26 protein-coding genes are annotated in these 26010 nt (G+C 55.0%); 16 read left to right on the top strand and 10 right to left on the bottom strand.

Features of this window, described 5'->3' with window-relative positions:
- The first annotated feature begins 28 nt into the window (after positions 1–28).
- From atpE to phoU, 14 genes are all read left to right on the top strand, one after another.
- Positions 29–268 carry a F0F1 ATP synthase subunit C gene (gene atpE / locus AC0TNG_RS01110; protein ID WP_000429386.1) on the top strand — a complete coding sequence of 80 codons (240 nt, stop codon included), beginning with the start codon at positions 29–31 and terminating at the stop codon, positions 266–268.
- Positions 269–316: 48 nt separating this feature from the next.
- Positions 317–787: a F0F1 ATP synthase subunit B gene (gene atpF / locus AC0TNG_RS01105; RefSeq protein WP_014072436.1), complete on the top strand. Its 471-nt coding sequence runs from the start codon at positions 317–319 to the stop codon at positions 785–787.
- Between the two features lie 14 nt (positions 788–801).
- The gene (gene atpH, locus AC0TNG_RS01100) at positions 802–1335 is read left to right on the top strand and encodes a F0F1 ATP synthase subunit delta (protein WP_024907887.1); all 534 of its coding nucleotides are present in this window, start codon (positions 802–804) and stop codon (positions 1333–1335) included.
- A 12-nt stretch (positions 1336–1347) separates the two neighbouring features.
- A complete protein-coding gene (gene atpA / locus AC0TNG_RS01095; protein ID WP_006808751.1) occupies positions 1348–2889 on the top strand; it encodes a F0F1 ATP synthase subunit alpha in 1542 nt (513 codons plus the stop codon).
- A gap of 51 nt (positions 2890–2940) precedes the next feature.
- Positions 2941–3804: a F0F1 ATP synthase subunit gamma gene (atpG, locus tag AC0TNG_RS01090; RefSeq protein WP_024907886.1), complete on the top strand. Its 864-nt coding sequence runs from the start codon at positions 2941–2943 to the stop codon at positions 3802–3804.
- A 31-nt stretch (positions 3805–3835) separates the two neighbouring features.
- Entirely contained in the window at positions 3836–5218 is a 1383-nt protein-coding gene (gene atpD, locus AC0TNG_RS01085) for a F0F1 ATP synthase subunit beta (protein ID WP_006177559.1), read from the top strand.
- Positions 5219–5238: 20 nt separating this feature from the next.
- Entirely contained in the window at positions 5239–5658 is a 420-nt protein-coding gene (locus AC0TNG_RS01080) for a F0F1 ATP synthase subunit epsilon (RefSeq protein WP_006177560.1), read from the top strand.
- A 138-nt stretch (positions 5659–5796) separates the two neighbouring features.
- Complete coding sequence (gene glmU, locus AC0TNG_RS01075; protein WP_024907885.1) at positions 5797–7167, top strand: bifunctional UDP-N-acetylglucosamine diphosphorylase/glucosamine-1-phosphate N-acetyltransferase GlmU; 1371 nt, start codon at positions 5797–5799, stop codon at positions 7165–7167.
- Between the two features lie 238 nt (positions 7168–7405).
- A complete protein-coding gene (gene glmS / locus AC0TNG_RS01070) occupies positions 7406–9235 on the top strand; it encodes a glutamine--fructose-6-phosphate transaminase (isomerizing) (protein WP_023309792.1) in 1830 nt (609 codons plus the stop codon).
- Between the two features lie 321 nt (positions 9236–9556).
- A complete protein-coding gene (gene pstS, locus AC0TNG_RS01065; RefSeq protein ID WP_024907884.1) occupies positions 9557–10597 on the top strand; it encodes a phosphate ABC transporter substrate-binding protein PstS in 1041 nt (346 codons plus the stop codon).
- Between the two features lie 128 nt (positions 10598–10725).
- Positions 10726–11685, top strand: a complete 960-nt coding sequence (gene pstC / locus AC0TNG_RS01060; protein WP_024907883.1) for a phosphate ABC transporter permease PstC — start codon at positions 10726–10728, stop codon at positions 11683–11685.
- Complete coding sequence (gene pstA, locus AC0TNG_RS01055) at positions 11685–12575, top strand: phosphate ABC transporter permease PstA (protein ID WP_024907882.1); 891 nt, start codon at positions 11685–11687, stop codon at positions 12573–12575. The genes pstC and pstA overlap by 1 nt, the downstream gene beginning before the upstream one ends.
- Positions 12576–12622: 47 nt before the next feature.
- The gene (gene pstB, locus AC0TNG_RS01050; protein WP_008500183.1) at positions 12623–13396 is read left to right on the top strand and encodes a phosphate ABC transporter ATP-binding protein PstB; all 774 of its coding nucleotides are present in this window, start codon (positions 12623–12625) and stop codon (positions 13394–13396) included.
- A gap of 26 nt (positions 13397–13422) precedes the next feature.
- The gene (gene phoU, locus AC0TNG_RS01045; RefSeq protein ID WP_008500182.1) at positions 13423–14148 is read left to right on the top strand and encodes a phosphate signaling complex protein PhoU; all 726 of its coding nucleotides are present in this window, start codon (positions 13423–13425) and stop codon (positions 14146–14148) included.
- 85 nt (positions 14149–14233) lie between these two features.
- On the opposite strand, the gene yieH is transcribed toward phoU, so the two are convergent.
- Entirely contained in the window at positions 14234–14899 is a 666-nt protein-coding gene (gene yieH / locus AC0TNG_RS01040) for a 6-phosphogluconate phosphatase (RefSeq protein ID WP_463727199.1), read from the bottom strand.
- Between the two features lie 165 nt (positions 14900–15064).
- Between yieH and adeP the strand changes: the two genes are divergently transcribed.
- On the top strand, positions 15065–16402 hold the full coding sequence (adeP, locus tag AC0TNG_RS01035; protein WP_463727200.1) for an adenine permease AdeP: 1338 nt from the start codon (positions 15065–15067) through the stop codon (positions 16400–16402).
- 92 nt (positions 16403–16494) lie between these two features.
- On the opposite strand, the gene AC0TNG_RS01030 is transcribed toward adeP, so the two are convergent.
- The 9 genes from AC0TNG_RS01030 to rpmH form a co-directional block, all read right to left on the bottom strand.
- On the bottom strand, positions 16495–17061 hold the full coding sequence (locus tag AC0TNG_RS01030) for an NADPH-dependent FMN reductase (RefSeq protein WP_473712626.1): 567 nt from the start codon (positions 17059–17061) through the stop codon (positions 16495–16497).
- Between the two features lie 36 nt (positions 17062–17097).
- Positions 17098–17844, bottom strand: a complete 747-nt coding sequence (locus AC0TNG_RS01025) for a 4'-phosphopantetheinyl transferase family protein (RefSeq protein WP_024907878.1) — start codon at positions 17842–17844, stop codon at positions 17098–17100.
- A 122-nt stretch (positions 17845–17966) separates the two neighbouring features.
- Positions 17967–18938 (bottom strand): HTH-type transcriptional regulator YidZ, encoded by a 972-nt coding sequence (gene yidZ / locus AC0TNG_RS01020; RefSeq protein ID WP_157189894.1) that lies wholly within the window; start codon positions 18936–18938, stop codon positions 17967–17969.
- Positions 18907–20082 carry an MdtL family multidrug efflux MFS transporter gene (locus AC0TNG_RS01015; protein WP_473712625.1) on the bottom strand — a complete coding sequence of 392 codons (1176 nt, stop codon included), beginning with the start codon at positions 20080–20082 and terminating at the stop codon, positions 18907–18909. The genes yidZ and AC0TNG_RS01015 overlap by 32 nt, the downstream gene beginning before the upstream one ends.
- Before the next feature lie 111 nt (positions 20083–20193).
- Positions 20194–21558: a tRNA uridine-5-carboxymethylaminomethyl(34) synthesis GTPase MnmE gene (mnmE, locus tag AC0TNG_RS01010; RefSeq protein WP_473712624.1), complete on the bottom strand. Its 1365-nt coding sequence runs from the start codon at positions 21556–21558 to the stop codon at positions 20194–20196.
- 72 nt (positions 21559–21630) lie between these two features.
- Positions 21631–23274, bottom strand: coding sequence for a membrane protein insertase YidC (gene yidC / locus AC0TNG_RS01005; RefSeq protein ID WP_090420285.1), 1644 nt, complete (start codon positions 23272–23274; stop codon positions 21631–21633).
- Positions 23275–23276: 2 nt separating this feature from the next.
- Positions 23277–23534: a membrane protein insertion efficiency factor YidD gene (gene yidD / locus AC0TNG_RS01000; RefSeq protein ID WP_001307474.1), complete on the bottom strand. Its 258-nt coding sequence runs from the start codon at positions 23532–23534 to the stop codon at positions 23277–23279.
- Positions 23498–23857 (bottom strand): ribonuclease P protein component, encoded by a 360-nt coding sequence (rnpA, locus tag AC0TNG_RS00995; RefSeq protein WP_032640303.1) that lies wholly within the window; start codon positions 23855–23857, stop codon positions 23498–23500. The genes yidD and rnpA overlap by 37 nt, the downstream gene beginning before the upstream one ends.
- Positions 23858–23873: 16 nt before the next feature.
- Positions 23874–24014 (bottom strand): 50S ribosomal protein L34, encoded by a 141-nt coding sequence (gene rpmH, locus AC0TNG_RS00990; protein WP_000831330.1) that lies wholly within the window; start codon positions 24012–24014, stop codon positions 23874–23876.
- 599 nt (positions 24015–24613) lie between these two features.
- Here rpmH and dnaA point away from each other — a divergent pair.
- The gene (gene dnaA, locus AC0TNG_RS00985) at positions 24614–26008 is read left to right on the top strand and encodes a chromosomal replication initiator protein DnaA (RefSeq protein WP_010426558.1); all 1395 of its coding nucleotides are present in this window, start codon (positions 24614–24616) and stop codon (positions 26006–26008) included.
- Positions 26009–26010: the final 2 nt, after the last annotated feature.

Here is a 26010-nt window from a genome sequence, read left to right as displayed (position 1 = left end):
TTTTAATTGAAACAAACTGGAGACTGTCATGGAAAACCTGAATATGGATCTGCTGTACATGGCTGCCGCTGTGATGATGGGTCTGGCGGCTATCGGTGCTGCGATCGGTATCGGCATCCTCGGGGGCAAATTCCTGGAAGGCGCAGCGCGTCAACCTGATCTGATTCCTCTGCTGCGTACTCAGTTCTTTATCGTTATGGGTCTGGTGGATGCTATCCCAATGATCGCTGTAGGTCTGGGTCTGTACGTGATGTTTGCTGTCGCGTAGTAGTAGTTTTAAAACCCTAAGCCACAGAAATTAAAGAGGTATTGTGCTGTGAACATGAACGCAACAATCCTCGGCCAGGCCATCGCGTTTATTCTCTTTGTCTGGTTCTGCATGAAGTATGTATGGCCGCCTTTAATGGCTGCCATCGAAAAACGTCAGAAAGAAATTGCTGACGGTCTGGCTTCTGCAGAACGCGCTAAGAAAGATTTGGACCTTGCACAGGCCAACGCGACAGACCAGCTGAAAAAAGCGAAAGCGGAAGCTCAGGTAATCATCGAACAGGCTAACAAACGCCGTTCGCAGATCCTGGACGAAGCCAAAGCTGAAGCAGAACAGGAACGTACTAAGATCGTGACACAGGCTCAGGCAGAAATTGATGCTGAGCGTAAACGTGCTCGTGAAGAACTGCGTAAGCAGGTTGCGATTCTGGCTGTTGCTGGCGCCGAGAAGATCATCGAACGTTCCGTGGATGAAGCTGCTAACAGCGACATCGTGGACAAACTTGTCGCTGAACTGTAAGGAGGGAGGGGCTGATGTCTGAATTTGTTACGGTAGCTCGCCCCTACGCCAAAGCAGCTTTTGACTTTGCTGTCGAACACCACAATGTCGATCGCTGGCAGGATATGCTGGCGTTTGCCGCTGAGGTGACGAAAAACGAACAAATGGCTGAGTTGCTTTCCGGTGCGTTAGCACCTGAAACTCTCGCCGCGTCGTTTATCGCCGTGTGCGGAGAGCAACTGGATGCCAACGGCCAGAACCTGATTAAGGTGATGGCAGAAAATGGTCGTCTCCGTGTGCTCCCGGATGTTCTCGAGCAGTTTGAGCACTTACGTGCCCTTAGTGAAGCAACCGCTGAAGTTGAAGTGACTTCTGCGACTGAACTGAGTAACGAACAGCTTGCGAAAATCACCGCCGCGATGGAAAAACGTCTGTCACGCAAAGTTAAGCTGAATTGCAAAATCGATAAGTCTGTAATGGCAGGCGTAATCATCCGCTCGGGTGATATGGTCATTGATGGCAGCGTACGCGGCCGTCTTGAACGCCTTGCAGACGTCTTGCAGTCTTAAGGGGACTGGAGCATGCAACTGAATTCCACCGAAATCAGCGAACTGATCAAGCAGCGCATTGCTCAGTTCAGTGTTGTGAGTGAAGCTCACAACGAAGGTACTATTGTTTCTGTAAGTGACGGTGTTATCCGCATCCACGGCCTGGCCGATTGTATGCAGGGTGAGATGATTTCCCTGCCGGGTAACCGTTACGCTATCGCACTGAACCTGGAGCGCGACTCCGTAGGTGCAGTTGTGATGGGTCCATACGCTGACCTCGCCGAAGGCATGAAGGTTAAGTGTACTGGCCGTATTCTGGAAGTTCCGGTTGGCCGTGGCCTGCTGGGTCGCGTTGTTAACACCCTGGGTGCGCCAATCGACGGTAAAGGTCCGGTTGAGCACGATGGCTTCTCCCCAATCGAAGTTATCGCACCAGGCGTTATCGACCGTCAGTCCGTAGATCAGCCTGTTCAGACAGGTTATAAGTCCGTTGATGCCATGATTCCAATCGGTCGTGGTCAGCGTGAACTGATCATCGGTGACCGTCAGACCGGTAAAACCGCGATGGCTATCGACGCCATCATCAACCAGCGTGATTCCGGCATCAAATGCGTGTACGTGGCCATCGGCCAGAAAGCGTCCACCATTTCTAACGTGGTTCGTAAACTGGAAGAGCACGGCGCACTGTCTAACACCATCGTTGTGGTAGCAACTGCGTCTGAATCTGCTGCACTGCAATACCTGGCGCCATACGCCGGTTGCGCAATGGGCGAATACTTCCGTGACCGCGGTGAAGATGCACTGATCGTATACGATGACCTGTCTAAACAGGCTGTTGCTTATCGTCAGGTTTCCCTGCTGCTCCGTCGTCCACCTGGACGTGAAGCGTTCCCTGGCGACGTATTCTACCTCCACTCTCGTCTGCTGGAGCGTGCTTCCCGCGTTAACGCGGAATACGTCGAGAACTTCACCAAAGGTGAAGTGAAGGGTAAAACGGGCTCTCTGACCGCGCTGCCGATCATTGAAACCCAGGCGGGTGACGTTTCTGCGTTCGTTCCGACCAACGTAATCTCCATTACCGATGGTCAGATCTTCCTGGAAACCAACCTGTTTAACTCCGGTATTCGTCCGGCAGTTAACCCGGGTATCTCCGTATCCCGTGTTGGTGGTGCTGCTCAGACCAAGATCATCAAGAAACTGTCCGGTGGTATCCGTACCGCGCTGGCACAGTATCGTGAACTGGCTGCGTTCTCTCAGTTCGCATCCGATCTGGACGAAGCAACCCGTAAACAGCTGAGCCACGGTCAGAAAGTGACCGAGCTGCTGAAGCAGAAACAGTATGCACCAATGTCTGTTGCTCAGCAGGGCCTGGTACTGTTCGCGGCTGAACGCGGTTACCTCGAAGATGTGGAACTGGCGAAAATCGGTAGCTTCGAAGCCGCTCTGCTGGCTTACGTCGACCGTGATCACGCTCCGCTGATGCAAGAGATCAACCAGACCGGTGGCTATAACGACGAAATCGAAGGCAAGCTGAAAGCTATCCTCGATTCCTTCAAAGCAACCCAATCCTGGTAATCGTCCGGCGGCTTGTCTCAGGACAAGCCGCCTGGCATTGAGGAGAAGCTCATGGCCGGCGCAAAAGAGATACGTAGTAAGATCGCAAGCGTCCAGAACACGCAAAAGATCACTAAAGCGATGGAGATGGTCGCCGCTTCCAAAATGCGTAAATCGCAGGATCGCATGGCGGCCAGCCGTCCTTATGCAGAAACCATGCGCAAAGTGATTGGTCACCTTGCAAACGGTAATCTGGAATATAAGCACCCTTACCTGGAAGAACGCGACGTTAAGCGCGTGGGCTACCTGGTGGTGTCGACCGACCGTGGTCTGTGTGGCGGCTTGAACATTAACCTGTTCAAAAAACTGCTGGCGGATATGAAAGCATGGTCTGAAAAAGGCGTTCAGTGCGATATCGCAATGATCGGCTCTAAAGGCGTCTCTTTCTTTAACTCCGTTGGTGGCAACATTGTCGCTCAGGTGACCGGTATGGGTGATAACCCGTCCCTGTCCGAACTGATCGGCCCGGTTAAAGTGATGTTGCAGGCTTATGATGAAGGCCGTCTGGACAGACTGTACGTTGTCAGCAACAAATTCATTAACACCATGTCTCAGGTTCCAACGCTCACGCAGATGCTGCCGTTACCGGCATCAGAAGATGGCGAGCTGAAGCAAAAAACCTGGGATTACCTGTATGAACCCGATCCGAAACCGCTGCTGGATACCCTGCTGCGTCGTTACGTTGAATCTCAGGTTTATCAGGGCGTTGTAGAAAACCTGGCCAGCGAGCAGGCCGCACGAATGGTGGCGATGAAAGCCGCGACCGATAATGGCGGCAGCCTGATTAAAGAGCTGCAGTTGGTTTACAACAAAGCTCGTCAGGCCAGCATTACTCAGGAACTCACCGAGATCGTCTCGGGGGCCGCCGCGGTTTAACCAGGTTTACGAATTACGTAGAGGATTCAAGATGGCTACTGGAAAGATTGTCCAGGTAATCGGCGCCGTGGTGGACGTCGAGTTCCCTCAGGACGCCGTACCACGCGTGTACGACGCGCTTGAGGTACAGAATGGTAACGAGAGCCTGGTGCTGGAAGTTCAGCAGCAGCTCGGCGGCGGTATCGTGCGTACCATCGCGATGGGTTCTTCCGACGGTCTGCGTCGTGGTCTGGAAGTAAAAGACCTTGAGCACCCGATCGAAGTCCCGGTAGGTAAAGCAACACTGGGTCGTATCATGAACGTATTGGGTCAACCAATCGACATGAAAGGCGACATCGGTGAAGAAGAGCGTTGGGCTATCCACCGCGCGGCACCTTCCTACGAAGAGCTGTCCAGCTCTCAGGAACTGCTGGAAACCGGTATCAAAGTTATCGACCTGATGTGTCCGTTCGCGAAGGGCGGTAAAGTTGGTCTGTTCGGTGGTGCGGGCGTAGGTAAAACCGTAAACATGATGGAGCTGATCCGTAACATCGCGATCGAGCACTCCGGTTACTCTGTGTTTGCGGGTGTAGGTGAACGTACTCGTGAGGGTAACGACTTCTACCACGAAATGACCGACTCCAACGTTCTGGACAAAGTATCCCTGGTTTACGGCCAGATGAACGAGCCACCAGGAAACCGTCTGCGCGTTGCGCTGACCGGTCTGACTATGGCTGAGAAATTCCGTGACGAAGGCCGTGACGTTCTGCTGTTCGTTGATAACATCTATCGTTACACCCTGGCCGGTACGGAAGTATCTGCACTGCTGGGTCGTATGCCTTCAGCGGTAGGTTATCAGCCTACGCTGGCGGAAGAGATGGGTGTTCTTCAGGAACGTATCACCTCTACCAAAACCGGTTCTATCACCTCCGTTCAGGCGGTATACGTACCTGCGGATGACTTGACTGACCCATCACCAGCCACCACCTTTGCGCACTTAGATGCAACCGTGGTACTGAGCCGTCAGATCGCGTCTCTGGGTATCTACCCGGCCGTTGACCCGCTGGACTCCACCAGCCGTCAGCTGGATCCACTGGTTGTGGGTCAGGAACACTACGACACCGCGCGTGGCGTACAGTCCCTGCTGCAGCGTTACCAGGAACTGAAAGACATCATCGCCATCCTGGGTATGGATGAACTGTCTGAAGAAGACAAACTGGTGGTAGCACGTGCGCGTAAGATCCAGCGCTTCCTGTCCCAGCCATTCTTCGTTGCGGAAGTATTCACCGGTTCTCCGGGTAAATACGTTTCCCTGAAAGACACCATCCGTGGCTTTAAAGGCATCATGGAAGGCGAATACGATCACCTGCCGGAGCAGGCGTTCTACATGGTTGGTTCCATCGACGAAGCCGTGGAAAAAGCCAAAAAACTTTAACGCCTTAATCGGAGGGTGATATGGCAATGACTTACCACCTGGACGTCGTCAGCGCAGAGCAACAAATGTTCTCTGGTCTGGTCGAGAAAATCCAGGTAACGGGTAGTGAAGGTGAACTGGGTATCTTCCCGGGTCACGCACCGCTGCTCACCGCCATTAAGCCTGGTATGATCCGCATCGTTAAACAGTTCGGTCACGAAGAGTTTATCTATCTGTCCGGCGGCATTCTTGAAGTGCAGCCAGGCAGTGTGACCGTTCTGGCCGATACCGCTATCCGTGGCCAGGATCTCGACGAAGCGCGAGCCCTGGAATCGAAGCGTAAGGCTGAAGAGCACATTAGCAGCTCTCATGGTGACGTGGATTACGCTCAGGCGTCTGCGGAGCTGGCCAAAGCGATCGCGAAACTGCGCGTTATCGAGTTGACCAAAAAAGCGATGTAACACCGGCTTGAAAAGCACAAAAGCCAGTCTGGATACCAGGCTGGCTTTTTTTTTCGGCCTTAATTCATGATGAAAAAGATGTAGAATTTTAAGCATCAAACGTTTTTACTTCTCACTCAAACTACCGTCAGGATGCGTATGTCAAACAGTGCGATGAGCGTGGTGATCCTTGCCGCAGGCAAAGGGACCCGCATGTATTCCGATCTGCCTAAGGTGCTCCACACGCTTGCAGGAAAGCCAATGGTGCAGCATGTCATTGATGCAGCGAATGAACTGGGTGCGAGTCAGGTCCACCTGGTCTACGGCCACGGTGGCGATCTGCTTAAAAAGACGCTGAGCGATGACAAGCTCAACTGGGTGCTTCAGGCCGAACAGTTGGGTACAGGCCATGCGATGCAGCAGGCAGCGCCTTTCTTTGCGGATGACGAAGACATTTTGATGCTCTACGGCGATGTCCCGCTGATCTCCGTTGAAACACTGACTCGCCTGCGTGCAGCCAAACCGCAGGGCGGCATCGGTTTGTTGACCGTCGTGCTGGACGATCCGAGCGGTTATGGTCGCATCACCCGTGAAAACGGTAACGTCACGGGTATTGTTGAGCATAAAGATGCCAGCGACGAACAGCGCAAGATTCAGGAGATCAACACCGGTATCCTGATTGCCAATGGCGCGGATATGAAGCGCTGGCTGTCCAAACTCAACAACAACAACGCGCAGGGTGAATACTACATCACCGACATCATTGCGATGGCGTACCACGAAGGGCGTGAAATTGCCGCCGTTCATCCGGCGCGCATCAGCGAAACGGACGGTGTGAACAACCGCCTGCAGCTTTCCCGTCTTGAGCGTATTTATCAGTCCGAGCAGGCCGAAAAACTGCTGCTGGCGGGCGTGATGCTGCGCGATCCGGCGCGTTTCGATCTGCGTGGTTCGTTATCTCACGGGCGTGACGTTGAGATTGATACTAACGTTATCCTCGAGGGTAACGTGACGCTGGGCAACCGCGTCAAAATTGGCACCGGCTGCGTGATTAAAAACAGCGTCATCGGTGACGACTGCGAAATCAGCCCGTACAGCGTGGTGGAAGATGCCCGTCTGGATGCCGCCTGTACCATCGGCCCGTTTGCGCGTCTGCGCCCGGGCGCTGAGCTGCTGGAAGGCGCTCACGTGGGTAACTTCGTGGAAATGAAAAAAGCGCGTCTGGGTAAAGGCTCGAAAGCCGGTCATCTGACCTATCTTGGCGACGCGGAAATTGGCAATAACGTGAATATTGGTGCAGGGACGATTACCTGTAACTATGACGGCGCGAATAAGTTTAAAACCATCATCGGTGATGACGTGTTCGTTGGCTCCGATACGCAGCTGGTGGCGCCTGTTACCGTGGGTAACGGGGTGACCATTGCCGCCGGAACAACCGTCACGCGCGATGTGGCCGAGAACGCGCTGGTGTTAAGCCGCGTTCCGCAGGTCAGCAAGCAGGGCTGGAAACGCCCGGTGAAGAAAAAGTAACGGATTTACCCCTCACCCTAACCCTCTCCCCACAGGGGAGAGGGGATCGTTCGGTGCGGTGTTTTTCTCCCTCGCCCCTTTGGGGAGAGGGCCGGGGTGAGGGGATAATATAATCCTCCCCCCACAAGCAGTACCCATAAAAATAACCCCACTCTCTACAAGGCTCGGGGCGCCCGGAAAGGGCAAATACAGGTCAGCGACAACGCAGGCATAATGCCTAAATTCGGAATCTAAAATTATGTGTGGAATTGTTGGCGCAGTTGCGCAGCGTGATATTGCTGAAATCCTTCTCGAAGGTTTACGTCGTCTGGAATACCGTGGTTACGACTCAGCCGGTCTGGCTGTCGTCGATGCAGAAGGCCATATGACCCGTCTGCGTCGTCTCGGAAAAGTGCAGATGCTGGCCCAGGCCGCGGAAGAACATCCGCTGCACGGTGGTACCGGTATTGCGCACACCCGCTGGGCGACGCACGGTGAACCGTCTGAAGGTAACGCGCACCCGCATGTGTCTGAACACATCGTGGTCGTGCACAACGGCATTATCGAAAACCACGAACCGCTGCGCGAAGAACTGAAAGCGCGCGGCTACACCTTCGTCTCTGAAACTGACACCGAAGTGATTGCTCACCTGGTGCACTGGGAGCTGGAGCAGGGCGGCACACTGCGTGATGCGGTGCTGCGTGCTATCCCTCAGCTGCGCGGTGCGTACGGTACGGTGATCATGGATTCCCGCGACCCGTCCACGCTGCTGGCCGCGCGTTCCGGTAGCCCGATGGTTATCGGTCTGGGCATGGGCGAAAACTTCATCGCTTCTGACCAGCTGGCGCTCCTGCCGGTTACCCGTCGCTTTATCTTCCTCGAAGAGGGTGATATCGCGGAAGTGACTCGCCGCAGCGTGACCGTGTTCGATACCAAAGGCGAGCAGGTGAAACGTCAGGAGATCGAATCGAATCTGCAGTACGACGCGGGCGATAAAGGCGCTTACCGTCACTACATGCAGAAAGAGATTTACGAGCAGCCAAACGCCATCAAAAACACCCTGACCGGGCGCATCAGCCACGGTGAAGTGGATCTGAGCGAGCTGGGTGCAAACGCGAACGAACTGCTCGGCAAGGTTGAGCACATTCAGATCGTGGCCTGCGGCACCTCCTACAACTCCGGTATGGTTTCTCGCTACTGGTTTGAATCCCTGGCGGGCGTGCCGTGCGATGTGGAAATCGCGTCTGAATTCCGCTATCGCAAATCTGCGGTGCGTCGTAACAGCCTGATGATCACCCTTTCCCAGTCTGGCGAAACGGCGGACACGCTTGCCGCGCTGCGTCTCTCTAAAGAGCTGGGTTACCTGGGCTCACTGGCCATCTGCAACGTTCCTGGCTCTTCCCTGGTGCGTGAATCCGATCTGGCGCTGATGACCAAAGCAGGCACCGAAATCGGCGTGGCCTCCACCAAAGCGTTTACCACGCAGCTGACCGTTCTGCTGATGCTGGTGGCGAAGCTGGCGCGTCTGAAAGGCGAAGATGCTTCCGTTGAGCACGACATCGTTCACGGCCTGCAGGCGCTGCCGAGCCGCATTGAGCAGATGCTGTCTCAGGACAAACGCATTGAAGCGCTGGCGGAAGACTTCTCTGATAAACATCACGCCTTGTTCCTGGGTCGTGGCGATCAGTATCCGATTGCGCTGGAAGGCGCGCTGAAGCTGAAAGAGATCTCCTACATTCACGCTGAAGCCTATGCGGCAGGCGAGCTGAAACACGGCCCGCTGGCGCTGATTGACGCGGATATGCCGGTCATCGTTGTGGCACCAAACAACGAACTGCTGGAAAAACTGAAATCTAACATCGAAGAAGTCCGCGCTCGCGGTGGTGTCCTGTACGTCTTCGCCGACAAAGATGCCGGTTTTGTCAGCAATGACAACATGCACATCATCGAGATGCCGCATGTGGAAGAGGTGATTGCACCCATCTTCTACACCGTTCCGCTGCAGCTGCTGGCCTATCACGTTGCGCTGATCAAAGGCACCGACGTTGACCAGCCGCGTAACCTGGCGAAATCGGTTACCGTAGAATAATCCCTTCAGGCTCCACCTTCGGGTGGAGCTTTTTTATCCTGCCTGGTTTGTTTTTCATCAATCCTTTCTCATTTTTAATAATGACAATTTGTCATCTTCAGCTACTTTTTTCAGTGTCACATAAAGAAAATATTTCTGAAAACGTCTTGTCATAAAAGTGGCTAATGCATTGAAATATAATATTTATTTTGCTTGTTTTTAAGTGAAATTTCCATTGTCATAAAACTGTCATAATTCGTACATTTATCTGTCACCTGTTTGTCCTATTTTGCTCATCGTAGCCACTAAACAACGATTTACGAAAATCTTGCAGGAGACATTATGAAAGTTATGCGTACCACTGTCGCAACTGTTGTCGCCGCGACCTTATCTCTGAGCGCGTTCTCTGTATTTGCAGAAGCAAGCCTGACTGGCGCTGGTGCAACCTTCCCTGCGCCGGTGTATGCCAAATGGGCGGATACCTACCAGAAAGAAACCGGTAACAAGGTTAACTATCAGGGTATCGGCTCCTCCGGTGGCGTTAAACAAATTACCGCGAACACGGTTGATTTCGGCGCATCAGACGCTCCGCTGTCTGATGACAAACTGGCTCAGGAAGGCCTGTTCCAGTTCCCGACCGTGATCGGTGGCGTGGTCCTGGCCATCAACCTGCCGGGCGTGAAGTCGGGCGAGCTGGTGCTGGACGGCAAAACCCTGGGTGACATCTACCTGGGCAAAATCAAAAAATGGGATGACGAAGCGATCGCCAAACTCAACCCAGGCCTGAAGCTGCCTTCTCAGAACATCGCCGTGGTTCGCCGCGCGGATGGTTCCGGTACCTCTTTCGTGTTCACCAGCTACCTGGCAAAAGTGAACGAAGAGTGGAAATCTAAAGTCGGCTCCGGCTCTACCGTTAACTGGCCAACCGGTCTGGGCGGTAAAGGTAACGACGGTATCGCCGCGTTCGTACAGCGTCTGCCTGGCTCCATCGGCTACGTAGAGTATGCGTACGCTAAGCAGAACAACCTGTCCTACACCAAACTGGTTTCAGCCGACGGCAAACCGGTTAGCCCAACCGAAGAGAACTTTGCTAACGCCGCCAAAGGCGCTGACTGGAGCAAATCGTTCGCGCAGGATCTGACTAACCAGAAAGGCGAAGGTGCATGGCCAATCACCTCTACCACCTTCATCCTGGTTCACAAAGAGCAGAAGAAACCTGAGCAGGGCACCGAAGTGCTGAAGTTCTTCGACTGGGCATACAAAAACGGCGGCAAACAGGCTAACGCTCTGGATTACGCCACCCTGCCGGACAACGTGGTTGAGCAGATTCGCGCTGCATGGAAAACCAACGTGAAAGACAGCAGCGGTAAAGCGCTGTACTAACAGGATATATTTAACGAAGATGGCGGGTGGCGCTGCGCTTACCCGCCCTACGGTTTAAGCTGTAGGCCCGGTAAGCGTTAGCGCCACCGGGCATATTCGTAAAAACGTCTCAAACAGAAGAGTAATTTATGGCTGCAACCAAGCCTGCATTTAACCCTCCGGGTAAAAAAGGTGACATGATTTTCAGCGCGCTGGTTAAACTGGCTGCGCTGATTGTGCTATTGCTGCTGGGCGGCATTATCGTGTCTCTGATTTTCTCCTCATGGCCGAGCATCCAGAAATTCGGTTTCTCCTTCCTGTGGACCAAAGAGTGGGACGCGCCGAACGACATCTACGGTGCCCTGGTGCCGATTTACGGCACGCTGATGACCTCGTTCATCGCCCTTCTGATTGCGGTTCCGGTAAGCTTTGGTATTGCCCTGTTCCTGACGGAACTGGCGCCGGGCTGGCTGCGGCGCCCGCTGGGTATTGCCATCGAACTGCTGGCAGCCATTCCAAGTATCGTCTACGGCATGTGGGGCCTGTTCATCTTTGCTCCGCTGTTCGCCACATACTTCCAGGAACCGGTCGGTAACGTTCTTTCTGCCATTCCGTTTGTGGGGGCCCTGTTCTCTGGCCCGGCTTTCGGTATTGGCATTCTGGCGGCAGGTGTGATCCTCGCCATCATGATTATTCCGTACATTGCGGCGGTTATGCGCGATGTCTTCGAACAAACGCCGGTGATGATGAAAGAGTCGGCCTACGGTATCGGCTGCACCACCTGGGAAGTGATCTGGCGCATCGTCCTTCCGTTCACCAAAAATGGGGTGATCGGGGGCGTGATGCTGGGCTTAGGTCGTGCGCTGGGTGAAACCATGGCGGTTACCTTTATCATCGGTAACACCTACCAGCTCGACAGCGCGTCGCTCTACATGCCGGGTAACAGTATTACCTCGGCGCTGGCGAATGAATTTGCGGAAGCGGAATCGGGGCTGCACGTGGCGGCGCTGATGGAGCTGGGTCTGATTCTGTTCGTTATCACCTTCATTGTTCTGGCGATTTCCAAGCTGATGATTATGCGTCTCGCTAAAAATGAGGGGGCACGCTAATGGCTACTCTCGAAATGCAAGCAACCGCTGAACTGGCGGAATCTCGCCGTAAAATGCAGGCCAGACGCCGCATGAAAAACCGCATTGCCCTGACGCTCTCTATGGCGACGATGGCATTCGGCCTGTTCTGGCTGGTCTGGATCCTCTTCTCGACGGTCGTTCGCGGAATTGACGGAATGTCACTGTCGCTGTTCACCGAAATGACGCCGCCGCCGAACACGGCGGGTGGTGGCCTGGCGAATGCCCTGGCGGGCAGCGGACTGCTGATCCTCTGGGCGACGGTCTTCGGCACGCCGCTGGGCATCATGGCGGGCATCTACCTGGCAGAATACGGTCGTAAATCCTGGCTGGCGGAAGTCATTCGCTTCATCAACGACATTCTGCTGTCTGCACCGTCTATCGTCGTGGGTCTGTTTGTATACACCGTGGTGGTGGCGCAGATGGAACACTTCTCCGGCTGGGCGGGTGTGATTGCACTGGCGCTGCTGCAGGTGCCGATTGTGATTCGAACCACCGAGAACATGCTGAAACTGGTGCCGGACAGCCTGCGTGAAGCGGCTTATGCGCTGGGTACGCCGAAATGGAAGATGATCTCGGCGATTACGCTGAAGGCGTCGGTCTCCGGGATCATGACCGGTATCCTGCTGGCGGTTGCGCGTATCGCGGGTGAAACGGCGCCGCTGCTGTTTACGTCCCTCTCCAATCAGTTCTGGAGCACGGACATGATGCAGCCGATCGCCAACCTGCCGGTAACGATCTTTAAATTTGCGATGAGCCCATTCGCGGAATGGCAGCAGCTGGCCTGGGCCGGGGTGCTGATCATTACCCTTTGCGTACTGTTGCTGAACATTCTGGCGCGCGTCATTTTCGCGAAGAAGAAACACGGTTAATTTTTTACGGCGCGGCAGCTCGCGGCGCCGAATGAGGAAATGAGTCAATGAGTATGGTTGATACTGCCCCGGGTAAGATTCAGGTTCGTGATTTGAACTTCTACTACGGCAAATTCCATGCCCTGAAGAACATCAACCTGGATATCGCCAAGAACCAGGTCACGGCATTTATCGGTCCGTCCGGCTGTGGGAAATCCACGCTGCTGCGTACCTTTAACAAAATGTATTCGCTCTATCCGGAGCAGCGCGCTGAAGGGGAAATCATCCTCGACGGCGAAAACATTCTGACCCAGGCTCAGGATATTGCCCTGCTGCGCGCCAAAGTGGGGATGGTGTTCCAGAAACCCACACCGTTCCCGATGTCCATTTATGACAACATCGCCTTTGGCGTTCGTCTGTTTGAAAAGCTCTCCCGTGCCGATATGGACGAGCGCGTGCAGTGGGCTTTGACCAAGGCCGCATTATGGAACGAAACCAAAGATAAGTTGCACCAGAGCGGTTACTCTCTCTCCGGTGGTCAGCAGCAGCGTCTGTGCATTGCGCGTGGTATTGCGATTCGCCCTGAAGTGTTGCTGCTGGATGAGCCGTGTTCAGCGCTGGACCCGATCTCAACCGGCCGCATTGAAGAGCTGATCACCGAGCTGAAGCAGGATTACACCGTGGTTATCGTGACCCATAACATGCAGCAGGCTGCACGTTGTTCCGATCACACGGCGTTTATGTACCTGGGTGAATTGATTGAGTTCAGCAACACGGACGATCTGTTCACTAAGCCCGCGAAGAAACAAACCGAAGATTATATTACTGGCCGCTACGGTTGATTTGCCTTAGTGCATGTGGAGAAACCATGGACAACCTCAATCTTAATAAACATATTTCAGGCCAGTTCAACGCAGAGCTGGAAAGCATCCGCACGCAGGTGATGACCATGGGTGGCATGGTTGAGCAGCAGCTTTCTGATGCAATTACGGCAATGCACAACCAGGACAGCGAGCTGGCGAAGCGCGTCATTGAAGGCGACAAAAACGTCAACATGATGGAAGTCGCTATCGACGAGGCCTGCGTGCGCATTATCGCGAAACGTCAGCCGACGGCGAGCGACCTGCGTCTGGTGATGGCGATCATCAAAACCATCGCCGAGCTGGAGCGTATTGGTGACGTGGCGGATAAAATCTGCCGCACCGCGCTGGAGAAGTTCTCTCAGCAGCACCAGCCGCTGCTGGTGAGCCTGGAGTCGCTGGGCCGCCACACCGTGCAGATGCTGCACGACGTGCTGGATGCCTTTGCGCGTATGGATCTGGACGAAGCGGTGCGTATCTACCGTGAAGACAAGAAGGTCGACCAGGAGTATGAAGGCATCGTGCGTCAGCTGATGACCTATATGATGGAAGATTCCCGTACGATCCCAAGCGTACTGACTGCCCTGTTCTGCGCGCGCTCCATCGAGCGTATCGGCGACCGCTGCCAGAACATTTGCGAATACATTTTCTACTTCGTGAAAGGTCAGGACTTCCGTCACGTGGGCGGCGACGAGCTGGATAAGCTGCTGGCGGGTAAAGATCCGAAAGAGTAATGTTTGTGGCGGGTGGCACTAGCGCTTACCCGCCCTACTAGCCCTGTAGGCCGGATAAGCGTTAGCGCCATCCGGCTTTGTTTTTTCAGCAAGTAATATCCCACCCGCGCGCCTTCCACAGAGCGGGCAACTGCGCCAGATCGGTGAAGGTCGTGACTTTTGGATGATCGATCGGCTTGTTGTGCGGGTCGGCGCAGAAGTAAAACACCTCCATTCCCGCATCAATCCCCGACTGCGCGCCCGCAGACGAGTCATCCACCAGAATGCAGTTCTCTACGTTGACGCCCATCGCTTTCGCCGCATGGAACATCAGCGCCGGGTCCGGCTTCCAGCGCTGGATATCGTAGCCACTGAACAGCTTTTCCGGGAAGTGGTGCAGCATCTCAAGCTTGCCCAGCGAGTGCTGCATTTTGCTGACCGGGCCGTTAGAGACGACGCAGATCGGTACCGTCATCGCATCCAGCAACGCGTTAGCCCCGGAGATAACCTCCAGCTCGGAGTCGAACAGGCGTGCAACCTCGGCGCGGTACACCGGTTCCAGAGCCGCTTTCTCCAGAACAACGCCGTGTTCTTCGTTAATGATGTCGATGATCTCGTAGAGCTTCACGCCCTTAAAGCGTTTAAACACCTCTTCGAGTTCCAGCGTAATGCCAAATTCCTGGAACATGGCCACATACGCGCGGGAACAAATGACCTCACTGTCGACCAGCGTACCGTCGCAGTCGAAAAATACCGCTTCAATTCCGGACATGCCTTTCCCTTTTAACCAGTTTAACGTTTACGTACGGCAGTTCGCCGAAACGCAATCGTTGCCGTATAAGCATATTCAATGAAAAAAGTATCACGTAACCGCCACTATTGTCGCATTTTGGTATAGGATAGCGACGAATTTTCCCTCCTTGTTCGGAAATTGATGATGAGTCAACAACACACTACCCAGACGTCTGGTCAGGGTCTGCTTGAGCGCGTTTTCAAACTGCGCGAGCACGGCACAACGGCACGCACCGAAGTGATCGCGGGTTTCACCACCTTCCTGACGATGGTCTATATCGTTTTTGTGAACCCTCAAATTCTGGGCGTTGCTGGCATGGATACCAGCGCCGTCTTTGTAACCACCTGCCTGATTGCGGCCCTTGGCAGCATTCTGATGGGTGTGTTCGCTAACCTGCCGGTTGCGCTGGCGCCGGCGATGGGCCTGAATGCGTTCTTCGCGTTCGTGGTCGTTCAGGCGATGGGTCTGCCGTGGCAGGTTGGCATGGGCGCCATCTTCTGGGGCGCGGTTGGTCTGCTGCTGCTGACCATTTTCCGCGTGCGTTACTGGATGATTGCGAACATTCCTGTGAGCCTGCGCGTGGGCATCACCAGCGGTATCGGTCTGTTCATCGGTATGATGGGGCTGAAAAACGCCGGCGTTATCGTGGCGAACCCGGATACGCTGGTGAGCATCGGTCACCTGACCTCTCATAACGTGCTGCTGGGCGTGCTGGGCTTCTTTATCATCGCGATCCTGGCTTCCCGCAATATTCACGCGGCGGTGCTGGTGTCTATCGTGGTCACCACCCTGCTGGGCTGGATGCTGGGCGACGTTCACTATAACGGCATCGTTTCCGCGCCACCGAGCATCTCTACCGTTGTTGGTCACGTCGATCTGGCGGGCTCCCTGAACCTGGGCCTGGCGGGCGTGATTTTCTCCTTCATGCTGGTGAACCTGTTCGACTCCTCCGGTACGCTGATCGGCGTGACCGACAAAGCGGGTCTGGCGGATGAAAAAGGGAAATTCCCGCGCATGAAGCAGGCGCTGTTTGTGGACAGTATCTCCTCTGTGACCGGCTCATTTATCGGAACCTCGTCTGTTACCGCTTACATTGAATCCTCTTCCGGGGTTTCTGTAGGTGGCCGTACTGGTCTGACGGCGGTTGTGGTGGGTATTCTGTTCCTGCTGGTGATCTTCCTTTCGCCGCTGGCGGGCATGGTGCCTCCGTACGCTGCAGCGGGTGCGCTGATCTACGTGGGGGTGCTGATGACCTCCAGCCTGTCTCGCGTTAAGTGGGATGATTTAACCGAAGCGGTGCCGGCGTTTATTACCGCCGTGATGATGCCGTTCAGCTTCTCAATTACCGAAGGTATCGCGCTGGGCTTTATCTCTTACTGCGTAATGAAGATCGGTACCGGTCGTTTCCGCGACCTCAGCCCGTGCGTCATCGTTGTGGCGCTGCTGTTTGTGCTGAAGATTGTGTTTATTGACGCCAAATAAACAGTAAGCCCTTTTCTTCGAAAAGGGCTTTAGTGTTTGTTCCCTCTCCCCGTGGGAGAGGGTCAGGGTGAGGGCATCAGGCCGCAATGATCTTACGCCTTCACTCGCTTAATATAATCCCCGAACGCCGTCAGCTGGCCAGAGAGATGGTCGCGCGTGCTCTGATCGACCACCTCACCCGTTTGCGGGTCGACCTTATTCTGAATCACTCCGCCCATAAATTCCGGCTTGTTCATCACCATCGCATCGAGGAATACCAGGATCTGGCGCAGGTGATACTGGCAGCGCGCGCCGCCAATCGCGCCCATGGAGCTGGTCTGGATTAGCACCGGTTTGCCTGACAGCGGCTGCTCAGGTAAACGGGACAGCCAGTCGATGGCATTCTTCAGGCCACCCGGAACCGAGTAGTTATACTCTGGCGTGACGATGACCACGCCGTCGGCCTGGTGGATCTGTTCGGCCAGCGCCTCAACGCTCTGCGGGAACCCTTCTTCCTGCTGGACATCCGCATCATACAGCGGAATATCGCCAATAGACGGCAGGGCGCTAATTTCCATACCTGCAGGCGCCAGCTGTGGCAGCGTGCGGGCTACCATCCCGTTAAATGAACCTTTGCGCAGGCTTCCCAGTAAAGTAACGACTTTCAACGTATCAGACATGATTACTCCTGTTTCATCATGATGACCCTGATTGGATCAGCTAAGGGTGAATGCTTTTTCTGCCGGTAAACTGGTTAAACGCATCAGGCGTGCGGCGGGCTCGTTGGCGCGCTCGGGCACATCAGGAAGGCTACGCCATCCCTGTTGACTGTCAAATTCCCAGATTTTCATGCGTTCGATGGCGGGGGTAACCGCAATGGACCAAATGAGCACATCCTCTGCGTCACTGAGCGCCTCTACCAGCGTGGCCTGAGTGGCACGAAGACGTCCGGAGCCTGGCAGCAGTTGCAGAAGGCTGGCGTCGTCTGAGGCGCATCCACAGAGCTTGCGAATGCTCTGACGTAAGGTAATGAGCTGGGCTCTGGCTTCGACAGGGTCGTTCTGGTTGCGGACCCACAGCTTCTCATTGCTGGAGAGCGGATAGTCTTCATGCGCATTACCGCCATGGAAGCTGCGCGTCGCGCGCTGAAGTTCCATATCGAGCCCACAATCCCCTTCGGTGGTCAGCGCGACGCCAATGATATTGCCCGCGTAGGCAATCGAAAAACGAGGGAGATCCGGGTCGGCAAAGACCGGGCGGCCTTCGGGTTGGGTAATGATATCCGGCAGCTCGCTGGTGCCGTACAGCATAAACAGCAGTTCTGCGAGAAGCGCTCTGGACGCTAAAAACCGCGTCCTGCGGTGTTCCGGGAGAGTGAGTGCTTCAGTATGACAGGCTGAAGAAATTCTTGCCGATACGAGACGTCCTTCCGTAAGTATCCCTCTTGCAAAGTGCGTAGCCATTTTTCGCTCCTTGATAATGGTCGTAATCGGTTAAACGGTTACATGATTATCGCTTAACTTGACTCCTGTTTTAATCAGTAAATGGGAGTAAGAGAAGCCTTAGGACCGAACTTTACATTTTCTTAGGCAAAAATTGGATCGCTCGCACCGTACAGCGCCTTGATGGTCTCCCGCAGCCACAGGATTTTCGGATTATGACTGTTCCGTTTATGCCAGATCAGCGTGAAGGGAACGGTAAGCTTTTCAGCCTGCGCTTCATCAATGGGAATAGGAAGCGCGATCAGCTTCCGCTGGTGGAGTTCATTGTAGTGATGGCAGTAGTGCGGAGCCGTGGCGATATAGTGATGGTTGGGCTGCGCCGCCATAAACATCGCCTGTTCAAAGCCCGGCAGGCTCATGGCGATCGTGCGCTCGCGTCCCATCTCCTTTAGCACCTCATCAAGCGCCCAGGTGTCGCTGCGTTCCCAGAAGATGCTGATATGGGGATAGCGCAGGAAGGTCTCCAGATTCCACTCTTGCTGAAGCGCCGGATGATCCTCGCGCAGATAGACGCAGGGGCGATCGCTGAACAGAATTTCGTAGTCGATAAACCACGGCATCAGCTTAAGCAGCTCGCGGGATCGCGGATGCGTTTCACGCCCGGTGAAGCCCAAATCCACCTCGCCACGCGTAATCGCGTCCAGCGAGTCGTAATCCCACTGGCGCATTTTCACCGTCGCCTGCGGATAGCGCTGGTTCACCTGCTCCAGCAGGGTATTGAAGCGGATCAGCATCAGCGGCGTTTCCGCGGCCAGCACGAACGTCAGCCCGCCCGGAGAGTCATGGTGGAATTTATCGAGGATCTGGTTGCCGATTTGCATCCAGTCAGCCAGATCCTGCTCCAGGCTCACCGTCAGCGGCGTCGGCAGCAGCCCTAGCGGCGTTTTGACAAACAGCGGATCATCGAACCAGTCGCGCAGCTTGGCCAGCGATTTGCTCACCGCTGACGGCGTCACGTTCATCCGCTTCGCCGCTTTGGTAACGCTGCGCTCCTGCAGCAAAAGCTGCAGGCAGAGCAACAGGTTAAGATCGAGACTGCTGATGGGCTTCTTCATAGTGCGCCGCGGGCTGGATGACCATAAGTAAGGTAATGCACAGTATGCTACAGCCAATCAGAACCCCGATCAGCATATTCAGCGCGTTAAGCCCGATGACTGCCGCCAGCCAAATCCACAGCGACGAGCCGCAGACCTGCGCGATACCCAGCACCGAACTGGCCACGCCTGCCCGCAGCAAGAAGGGGCCAAGCGCCTGGCTCATCGCCACGCCAAAGCCAACCGAGAACCCGGCACAAATGAGCGTAATGCCCACCAGCATCACCGCATGTGAGCTGGTGGTCGCCAGGATCGCGCCTGCCGTGAGGAATAAAACCTGTGAGGTCAGCATCAGCGTGCGCTGGCTGAAAACATTTAGCGCAAACGGGGTGGAGAACGAGACCGCCATACTGACCATGGCGGTTAATGCCATCACCGTTGAATACTCACCGCGATCGAAGCCCATGGTTTCCATCAGTAAAACCGGGGAAACGTTTACATAGGTCAGGATCACCGCCACGCTTAACGTGGTCACGGCCAGACGGCTGAGGAAAAAGCGGTTGAGAAGCTTCTCTGCCGGGTGAATGGTGGCGGTATGGCCGGTATTCTGCGAGCCCGGGTGGGTCTCTTTCAGCACGGCGATGGATAAGGTAAACACCAGCGCGCCCATGGCCGCCATGGTCCAGAACAGGCTCTGCCACGGGAATTTCAGCATGATCAGATATCCCACGACCGGGGCCAGCACCGGGATGATGCAGGTAATACCGTTCAGCATCGAGAGCACCTTAGCGCGACGCTGGGCGCTTAGGGTGTCGCGCAAAATGGCAAACGCCACCACGTAGCAACCGCCAGCGCCAATACCCTGGATAAACCGTCCGGTCAGGAACACGGTGCTGTTTTGCGCCTGTGAGCAGAGCAGAGAGGCCAGGGCAAAAATGATGGCACCGGTTATCGCGACTGGCTGACGGCCTGCCTTATCCGCTATCTTCCCGGCAAAGACCATCGACGACGCCATCCCGGCGAGGTAGGCCGAAAACGCGATGTGCAGCTGCGCTTCGCTGGCGTCCAGATCGCGGGCGATGTGGGGCAATCCCACCAGATACATATCAATGCCAGACGGATAAAGCAGAACTAATGCGAAACTACAAAACAGAAAACGCGCCATAAACCCCCCATAGATGCAGGCATGCAGGATAGGGGGTGAAAAGGTAATACGCGAGTTGCCATTTGGACAATGGTGATTTCCCTGGAGGAAATCACCATTGATTAGCGGGCATTACTTACCAATACAGAAGCTCGAGAAGATCCTTCCCAGCAGATCGTCCGACGTAAACTCCCCGGTGATCTCGCTCAGATTCTGCTGCGCCAGACGCAGCTCTTCCGCCAGCAGTTCACCCGCCCACGCGCCGATCAGCTGCGCTTTACCCTGAACGAGATGGTTCGCCGCCTCTTCCAGCGCCTGCAGGTGACGACGACGCGCCAGGAAGCCGCCTTCCATGCTGGTGTCAAAGCCCATGCTCTGCTTAAGATGGTTACGCAGGTCGTCCACGCCTTCACCGGTCCGCGCCGACAGGCGAATCAGTGAGTGACCATTCACATCGCTAATGCCGAGCGTTTCGCCGGTAACGTCTGCTTTGTTACGCACCACGGTGATCGGCAGTTTCGCCGGCAGACGGGCGATAAAGTCTGGCCAGATCTCAGCCGGGTCAACGGCATCGGTGGTGGTGCCGTCCACCATAAACAGCACGCGGTCGGCCTGCTCGATCTCCTGCCAGGCGCGCTCGATACCGATACGTTCCACTTCGTCGCTGGCATCGCGCAGACCGGCGGTATCAATGATGTGTAGCGGCATCCCGTCGATATGGATATGCTCGCGCAGCACGTCGCGGGTGGTCCCGGCAATGTCGGTTACGATCGCCGCTTCACGGCCCGCCAGGGCGTTCAGCAGGCTCGATTTCCCGGCGTTAGGGCGTCCGGCAATCACCACCTTCATCCCTTCGCGCAGGAGGCTGCCCTGGCGCGCTTCGGCACGGACGGCGTCGAGATCGGCCATTACCTGGTTGAGCTGGGCTTCGATTTTGCCGTCAGAGAGGAAGTCGATCTCCTCATCCGGGAAGTCGATAGCCGCTTCCACGTAGATGCGCAGGTGAGTAAGTGCTTCCACAAGGTGATTCACACGCGCGGAGAATGCCCCCTGCAGCGAGTTCAGGGCGGAGCGGGCCGCCTGTTCAGAGCTGGCGTCGATCAGGTCAGCAATCGCCTCCGCCTGCGCCAGGTCGAGCTTGTCGTTGAGGAAGGCACGCTCGGAGAACTCGCCCGGCTTCGCAATGCGCAGGCCCGGCAGGGTCAGAATACGTTTTAACAGCAGGTCGAGGATAATCGGGCCGCCGTGGCCCTGCAGCTCCAGCACGTCTTCGCCGGTAAAGGAGTTCGGGCCGGGGAACCACAGTGCAATGCCCTGGTCCAGCGGCGTGCCGTCGGTGTCCTTAAACGGCAGGTAATCAGCGTAGCGCGGCTTTGGCAGTTTACCCAGCACCGCTTCGGCCACCTCGCGCGCCTTCAGGCCGGAGATGCGCAGAATGCCTACACCACCGCGTCCCGGTGGGGTTGCCTGGGCGACGATAGTGTCGTTATGGCTCATGGTTGGTCTCGTTCAATACAAATAAAAAAGGCGGTCAATCGACCGCCCTTATTTTAGCGTTAACTTACCGAATCAGGACTTTTTCTTTTCGCGGCTATGCAGGCCACGTTTTTCCAGACCACGGTAAATCAGCTGCTGCTGGATGATGGTCACCAGGTTGCTGACGATATAGTACAGCACCAGACCTGACGGGAACCACAGGAAGAACACGGTGAAGATGACCGGCATAAAGGTCATGATCTTCTGCTGCATCGGGTCAGTCACGGTGGTCGGCGACATCTTCTGGATGAAGAACATCGTCACGCCCATCAGGATCGGCAGGATGTAGTACGGGTCCTGTGCGGACAGGTCATGGATCCACAGGGCGAACGGCGCGTGGCGCAGCTCAACGGAACCCATCAGCATGTAGTACAGCGCAAGGAAGATTGGCATCTGAATCAGCAGCGGGAAGCAACCACCCAGTGGGTTCACTTTCTCTGCTTTATACAGGGCCATCATTTCCTGGCTCTGACGCTGTTTATCATCGCCCAGACGCTCACGCATTGCCTGAATTTTCGGCTGCAGCATGCGCATCTTCGCCATGGAGGTGTACTGCGCTTTGGTCAGCGGGTACATGATGCCACGAACGATGAAGGTGATAACGATGATGGAGAAGCCCCAGTTACCCAGGAAGCTGTGGATGAACTTCAGCAGCTTAAACAGCGGCTGAGAGATGAACCACAACCAGCCGTAATCCACGGTCAGATCCAGGTGCGGCGCAACAGCGGCCATTTTGTCCTGAATTTCCGGCCCGACCCACAGGGTGCTTGCCAGCTTACCGGTTTGACCCGGCTGAACCAGTACCGGCTGAGATTTGTAACCGATGGCTGCAAGACCGTTACCCAGGTTCGCGGTGTAGAAGTTGTTGGTACCGTCGTTATTTGGCACCCACGCAGTAGCGAAATACTGCTGCAGCATTGCCACCCAACCGCCTTTAGCGCTGACGTTCAGGTTTTCGTTATCGGCAATGGTGTCGAATTTGTATTTCTCATACTTCGCGTCTGGCGTGGAGTACGCCGCGCCACGGAAGGTATGCAGCGCAAAGTTGCTGCTTCCGGTGTCACGGTGAGACGGCAGATTGATGGACTGCTTCAGCTGGCCAAAGGTCGACAGCTCCAGCGGTTTCGCACTGGCGTTCTGTACGCTGTAGCCCACGTTCACCGCATATTCACCGCGTTTCAGGGTGAAGGTTTTGGTGAAGGTGTTGCCTGCAGCGTCGGTGTACGTCATCGGGATCGCGAGTTCGTTCTGACCATCAGCCAGCACAAAGGTGTCGTTCTCGACGGTATACAGTGGACGCGCACCGTTAGCCGGGTTATCCGGGCCGTCACGACCGGTCAGGCCGCTCTGCGCCTGGTAGATAAACTCAGGCGTGGTTTCCAGTAACTGGAACGGTTCGTTAGACTTCAGCTCTTTCGGGTAGGTCAACAGCAGCGCCTGCTCAACATCACCACCACGGGTGTTGATTGTCAGCTCAAGCACATCGGTCTTAACCGTAATCTGTTTCCCCTGGCCACTGGCCGGTACGCCCTGGTCGGCGGCGCTACCCGCTGCGGTGGTCGTAGTCTGCGTGGTCTGCTGCTGGGGTTGAGGATTTTTATCCTGCTCCCATGCCTGCCAGATCATGAAAGACACGAACAACAAAGCGATGATAAGAAGATTGCGTTGCGAATCCATCGTTAGTGTTCTCTGGTATCAAAGGGTCCTGGGGGGACGGGGTCGTCTCCACCTGGGTGTAAAGGGTGGCATTTTAATACGCGTTTCACCGTCAACCAACTGCCTTTTATCACTCCAAACCTGCGCAATGCCTCAATTCCGTAGCTTGAGCATGTTGGTGTGAAACGGCAGTGCGGCCCGAGTAGCGGACTAATCAGGCGTTGATAGACCCGAATGAGGGCTATCAGGACCCGTGAGCCAGGCGACAGTGGCGGCGCCATAATTTTTCCAACGCTTCCGAGAGAGCACGGTTATCGAGGTCGGCAACCCCTTTCTTCGCCACCACCACGAAATCCATTGAAGGCAGTTCGTGCTGACGTAAACGGAAGCTTTCACGCGTCAGACGTTTAATCCGATTGCGTTCATGCGCACGCTTAACATTTTTCTTGGCGACTGTGAGACCGATGCGGGGATGCCCCAGCGAATTTTGGCGGCCGAGGATGGTGATTTGCGGCGTGCCAGCCCGTAGTGGCTGCTGGAAGACGAAAGTGAAATGAGCGGGAGTTAACAAACGTAACTCCCTGGGAAATGCTAGCTTAACCACTCAGGGGTTAGCTTTATTACTTGGAAACGGTCAGACGAGCGCGGCCTTTAGCACGACGACGTGCCAGAACCTGACGACCATTTTTAGTAGCCATACGAGCACGGAAGCCGTGAGAACGGTTGCGCTTCAGTACAGACGGTTGAAAAGTGCGTTTCATGGCGATTTCTACCTAAACTTGAATAAATTCACTGACTTTTGCGTATACCCGAACGAGTTTCGAACGACTAACGCCTCAGCGTGGGTGATTAAAGAGGCCGGATTGTAATAATTGTACACTCCGGAGTCAATTCTCTTTCCTTATTTCCCGCGTATTTCCGCACGTTTTCGCGTGGAAAATGAGCAACGGACGACGCAGGAAGATGAGCATCACGCGCCGGGTCGAGGATTATACGGGCTCAACGATAAAGCGCAAGGATCGTCCCGGATCTTCGTTAGATCATTTAAGCAAAAAATTGTCTGTGCTCATTAATTTTTCCAATATGCGGACTAAATCGTGGGGCACTCCCGTCAGGATCGTTTACACTTACCCGGTTTCGGATCTTCCTGTGGATAAATCGGGAAGAATCTGTGAGAAACAGAAGATCTCTGGCTCAGTTTAGGCTATGATCCGCGGTCCCGATCGGGATCCCAGGATCCTGGTCAGGATAAATTGCAGATAGCAATTCGCACGTCCCCCTTTACACAGGGTCATGTCGATGTGCGCCAACAATCATGAATATTCAATAGTTTTCTTTTATTGTTCGAGTGGAGTCCGCCGTGTCACTTTCGCTTTGGCAGCAGTGTCTTGCCCGATTGCAGGATGAGTTACCAGCCACAGAATTCAGTATGTGGATCCGCCCGTTGCAGGCGGAACTGAGCGATAACACGCTGGCTTTGTATGCGCCAAACCGTTTTGTGCTCGATTGGGTAAGGGACAAGTACCTTAATAACATCAATGGACTGCTGAACGATTTCTGCGGGTCAGATGCCCCACAGCTGCGCTTTGAAGTGGGTACAAAGCCGGTCACCCAAACCGTTCGTGAAACCGTGAACGTCGCAGCGCCTGCTCAGGCCGCTCCTGCTCCGGCCCCTCGCGTCGCCCCCGCTCGTCAGGGCTGGGATAATGTTCCCGCACCGGCTGAGCCAACCTACCGCTCTAACGTTAACGTGAAACACACGTTCGATAACTTCGTTGAAGGTAAGTCGAACCAGCTGGCGCGCGCGGCGGCTCGCCAGGTTGCTGATAACCCCGGTGGAGCCTACAACCCGCTGTTCCTGTATGGCGGCACGGGTCTGGGTAAAACGCACCTGCTGCATGCGGTGGGCAACGGCATTATGGCGCGTAAGCCCAATGCCAAAGTGGTGTATATGCACTCCGAGCGCTTCGTTCAGGACATGGTAAAAGCCCTGCAAAACAATGCGATCGAAGAGTTTAAACGCTACTATCGTTCCGTTGACGCGCTGCTGATCGATGACATTCAGTTCTTTGCCAATAAAGAACGATCGCAGGAAGAATTTTTCCACACCTTCAATGCCCTGCTGGAAGGTAATCAGCAGATCATTTTGACCTCGGATCGCTATCCAAAAGAGATCAACGGCGTTGAAGATCGTCTGAAATCCCGCTTCGGCTGGGGCCTGACCGTGGCGATCGAGCCACCGGAGCTGGAAACCCGCGTCGCGATCCTGATGAAGAAAGCCGATGAAAACGACATTCGCCTGCCGGGCGAAGTGGCGTTCTTCATTGCCAAGCGTCTGCGCTCCAACGTGCGTGAGCTGGAGGGGGCACTGAACCGCGTTATCGCCAATGCCAACTTCACCGGTCGTGCGATCACCATCGATTTTGTGCGTGAAGCGCTGCGCGATTTGCTGGCATTGCAGGAAAAACTGGTCACTATCGACAATATTCAAAAGACAGTGGCTGAGTACTACAAGATCAAAGTGGCAGATTTACTGTCTAAACGTCGTTCCCGCTCGGTGGCGCGTCCGCGTCAGATGGCGATGGCGCTGGCAAAGGAGTTAACCAACCACAGTCTGCCGGAAATCGGGGACGCGTTTGGTGGCCGTGACCATACGACCGTGCTGCACGCTTGTCGCAAGATTGAGCAGTTACGCGAAGAAAGCCACGACATAAAAGAAGATTTTTCCAATCTAATCAGAACATTATCATCGTGACG

The organism is Enterobacter sp. PL_is514, from assembly GCF_055816715.1.
This window is presented reverse-complemented; position numbering and strand designations above follow the sequence as displayed.

Excerpts from the sequence above, each read along its gene's own strand:
- atpE (WP_000429386.1), top strand. The coding sequence starts at position 29 with ATGGAAAACCTGAATATGGATCTGCTGTACATGGCTGCCGCTGTGATG.
- atpH (WP_024907887.1), top strand. The coding sequence starts at position 802 with ATGTCTGAATTTGTTACGGTAGCTCGCCCCTACGCCAAAGCAGCTTTT.
- atpA (WP_006808751.1), top strand. The coding sequence starts at position 1,348 with ATGCAACTGAATTCCACCGAAATCAGCGAACTGATCAAGCAGCGCATT.
- atpG (WP_024907886.1), top strand. The coding sequence starts at position 2,941 with ATGGCCGGCGCAAAAGAGATACGTAGTAAGATCGCAAGCGTCCAGAAC.
- atpD (WP_006177559.1), top strand. The coding sequence starts at position 3,836 with ATGGCTACTGGAAAGATTGTCCAGGTAATCGGCGCCGTGGTGGACGTC.
- AC0TNG_RS01080 (WP_006177560.1), top strand. The coding sequence starts at position 5,239 with ATGGCAATGACTTACCACCTGGACGTCGTCAGCGCAGAGCAACAAATG.
- glmU (WP_024907885.1), top strand. The coding sequence starts at position 5,797 with ATGTCAAACAGTGCGATGAGCGTGGTGATCCTTGCCGCAGGCAAAGGG.
- glmS (WP_023309792.1), top strand. The coding sequence starts at position 7,406 with ATGTGTGGAATTGTTGGCGCAGTTGCGCAGCGTGATATTGCTGAAATC.
- pstS (WP_024907884.1), top strand. The coding sequence starts at position 9,557 with ATGAAAGTTATGCGTACCACTGTCGCAACTGTTGTCGCCGCGACCTTA.
- pstC (WP_024907883.1), top strand. The coding sequence starts at position 10,726 with ATGGCTGCAACCAAGCCTGCATTTAACCCTCCGGGTAAAAAAGGTGAC.
- pstA (WP_024907882.1), top strand. The coding sequence starts at position 11,685 with ATGGCTACTCTCGAAATGCAAGCAACCGCTGAACTGGCGGAATCTCGC.
- pstB (WP_008500183.1), top strand. The coding sequence starts at position 12,623 with ATGAGTATGGTTGATACTGCCCCGGGTAAGATTCAGGTTCGTGATTTG.
- phoU (WP_008500182.1), top strand. The coding sequence starts at position 13,423 with ATGGACAACCTCAATCTTAATAAACATATTTCAGGCCAGTTCAACGCA.
- yieH (WP_463727199.1), bottom strand. The coding sequence starts at position 14,899 with ATGTCCGGAATTGAAGCGGTATTTTTCGACTGCGACGGTACGCTGGTC.
- adeP (WP_463727200.1), top strand. The coding sequence starts at position 15,065 with ATGAGTCAACAACACACTACCCAGACGTCTGGTCAGGGTCTGCTTGAG.
- AC0TNG_RS01030 (WP_473712626.1), bottom strand. The coding sequence starts at position 17,061 with ATGTCTGATACGTTGAAAGTCGTTACTTTACTGGGAAGCCTGCGCAAA.
- AC0TNG_RS01025 (WP_024907878.1), bottom strand. The coding sequence starts at position 17,844 with ATGGCTACGCACTTTGCAAGAGGGATACTTACGGAAGGACGTCTCGTA.
- yidZ (WP_157189894.1), bottom strand. The coding sequence starts at position 18,938 with ATGAAGAAGCCCATCAGCAGTCTCGATCTTAACCTGTTGCTCTGCCTG.
- AC0TNG_RS01015 (WP_473712625.1), bottom strand. The coding sequence starts at position 20,082 with ATGGCGCGTTTTCTGTTTTGTAGTTTCGCATTAGTTCTGCTTTATCCG.
- mnmE (WP_473712624.1), bottom strand. The coding sequence starts at position 21,558 with ATGAGCCATAACGACACTATCGTCGCCCAGGCAACCCCACCGGGACGC.
- yidC (WP_090420285.1), bottom strand. The coding sequence starts at position 23,274 with ATGGATTCGCAACGCAATCTTCTTATCATCGCTTTGTTGTTCGTGTCT.
- yidD (WP_001307474.1), bottom strand. The coding sequence starts at position 23,534 with ATGGCGCCGCCACTGTCGCCTGGCTCACGGGTCCTGATAGCCCTCATT.
- rpmH (WP_000831330.1), bottom strand. The coding sequence starts at position 24,014 with ATGAAACGCACTTTTCAACCGTCTGTACTGAAGCGCAACCGTTCTCAC.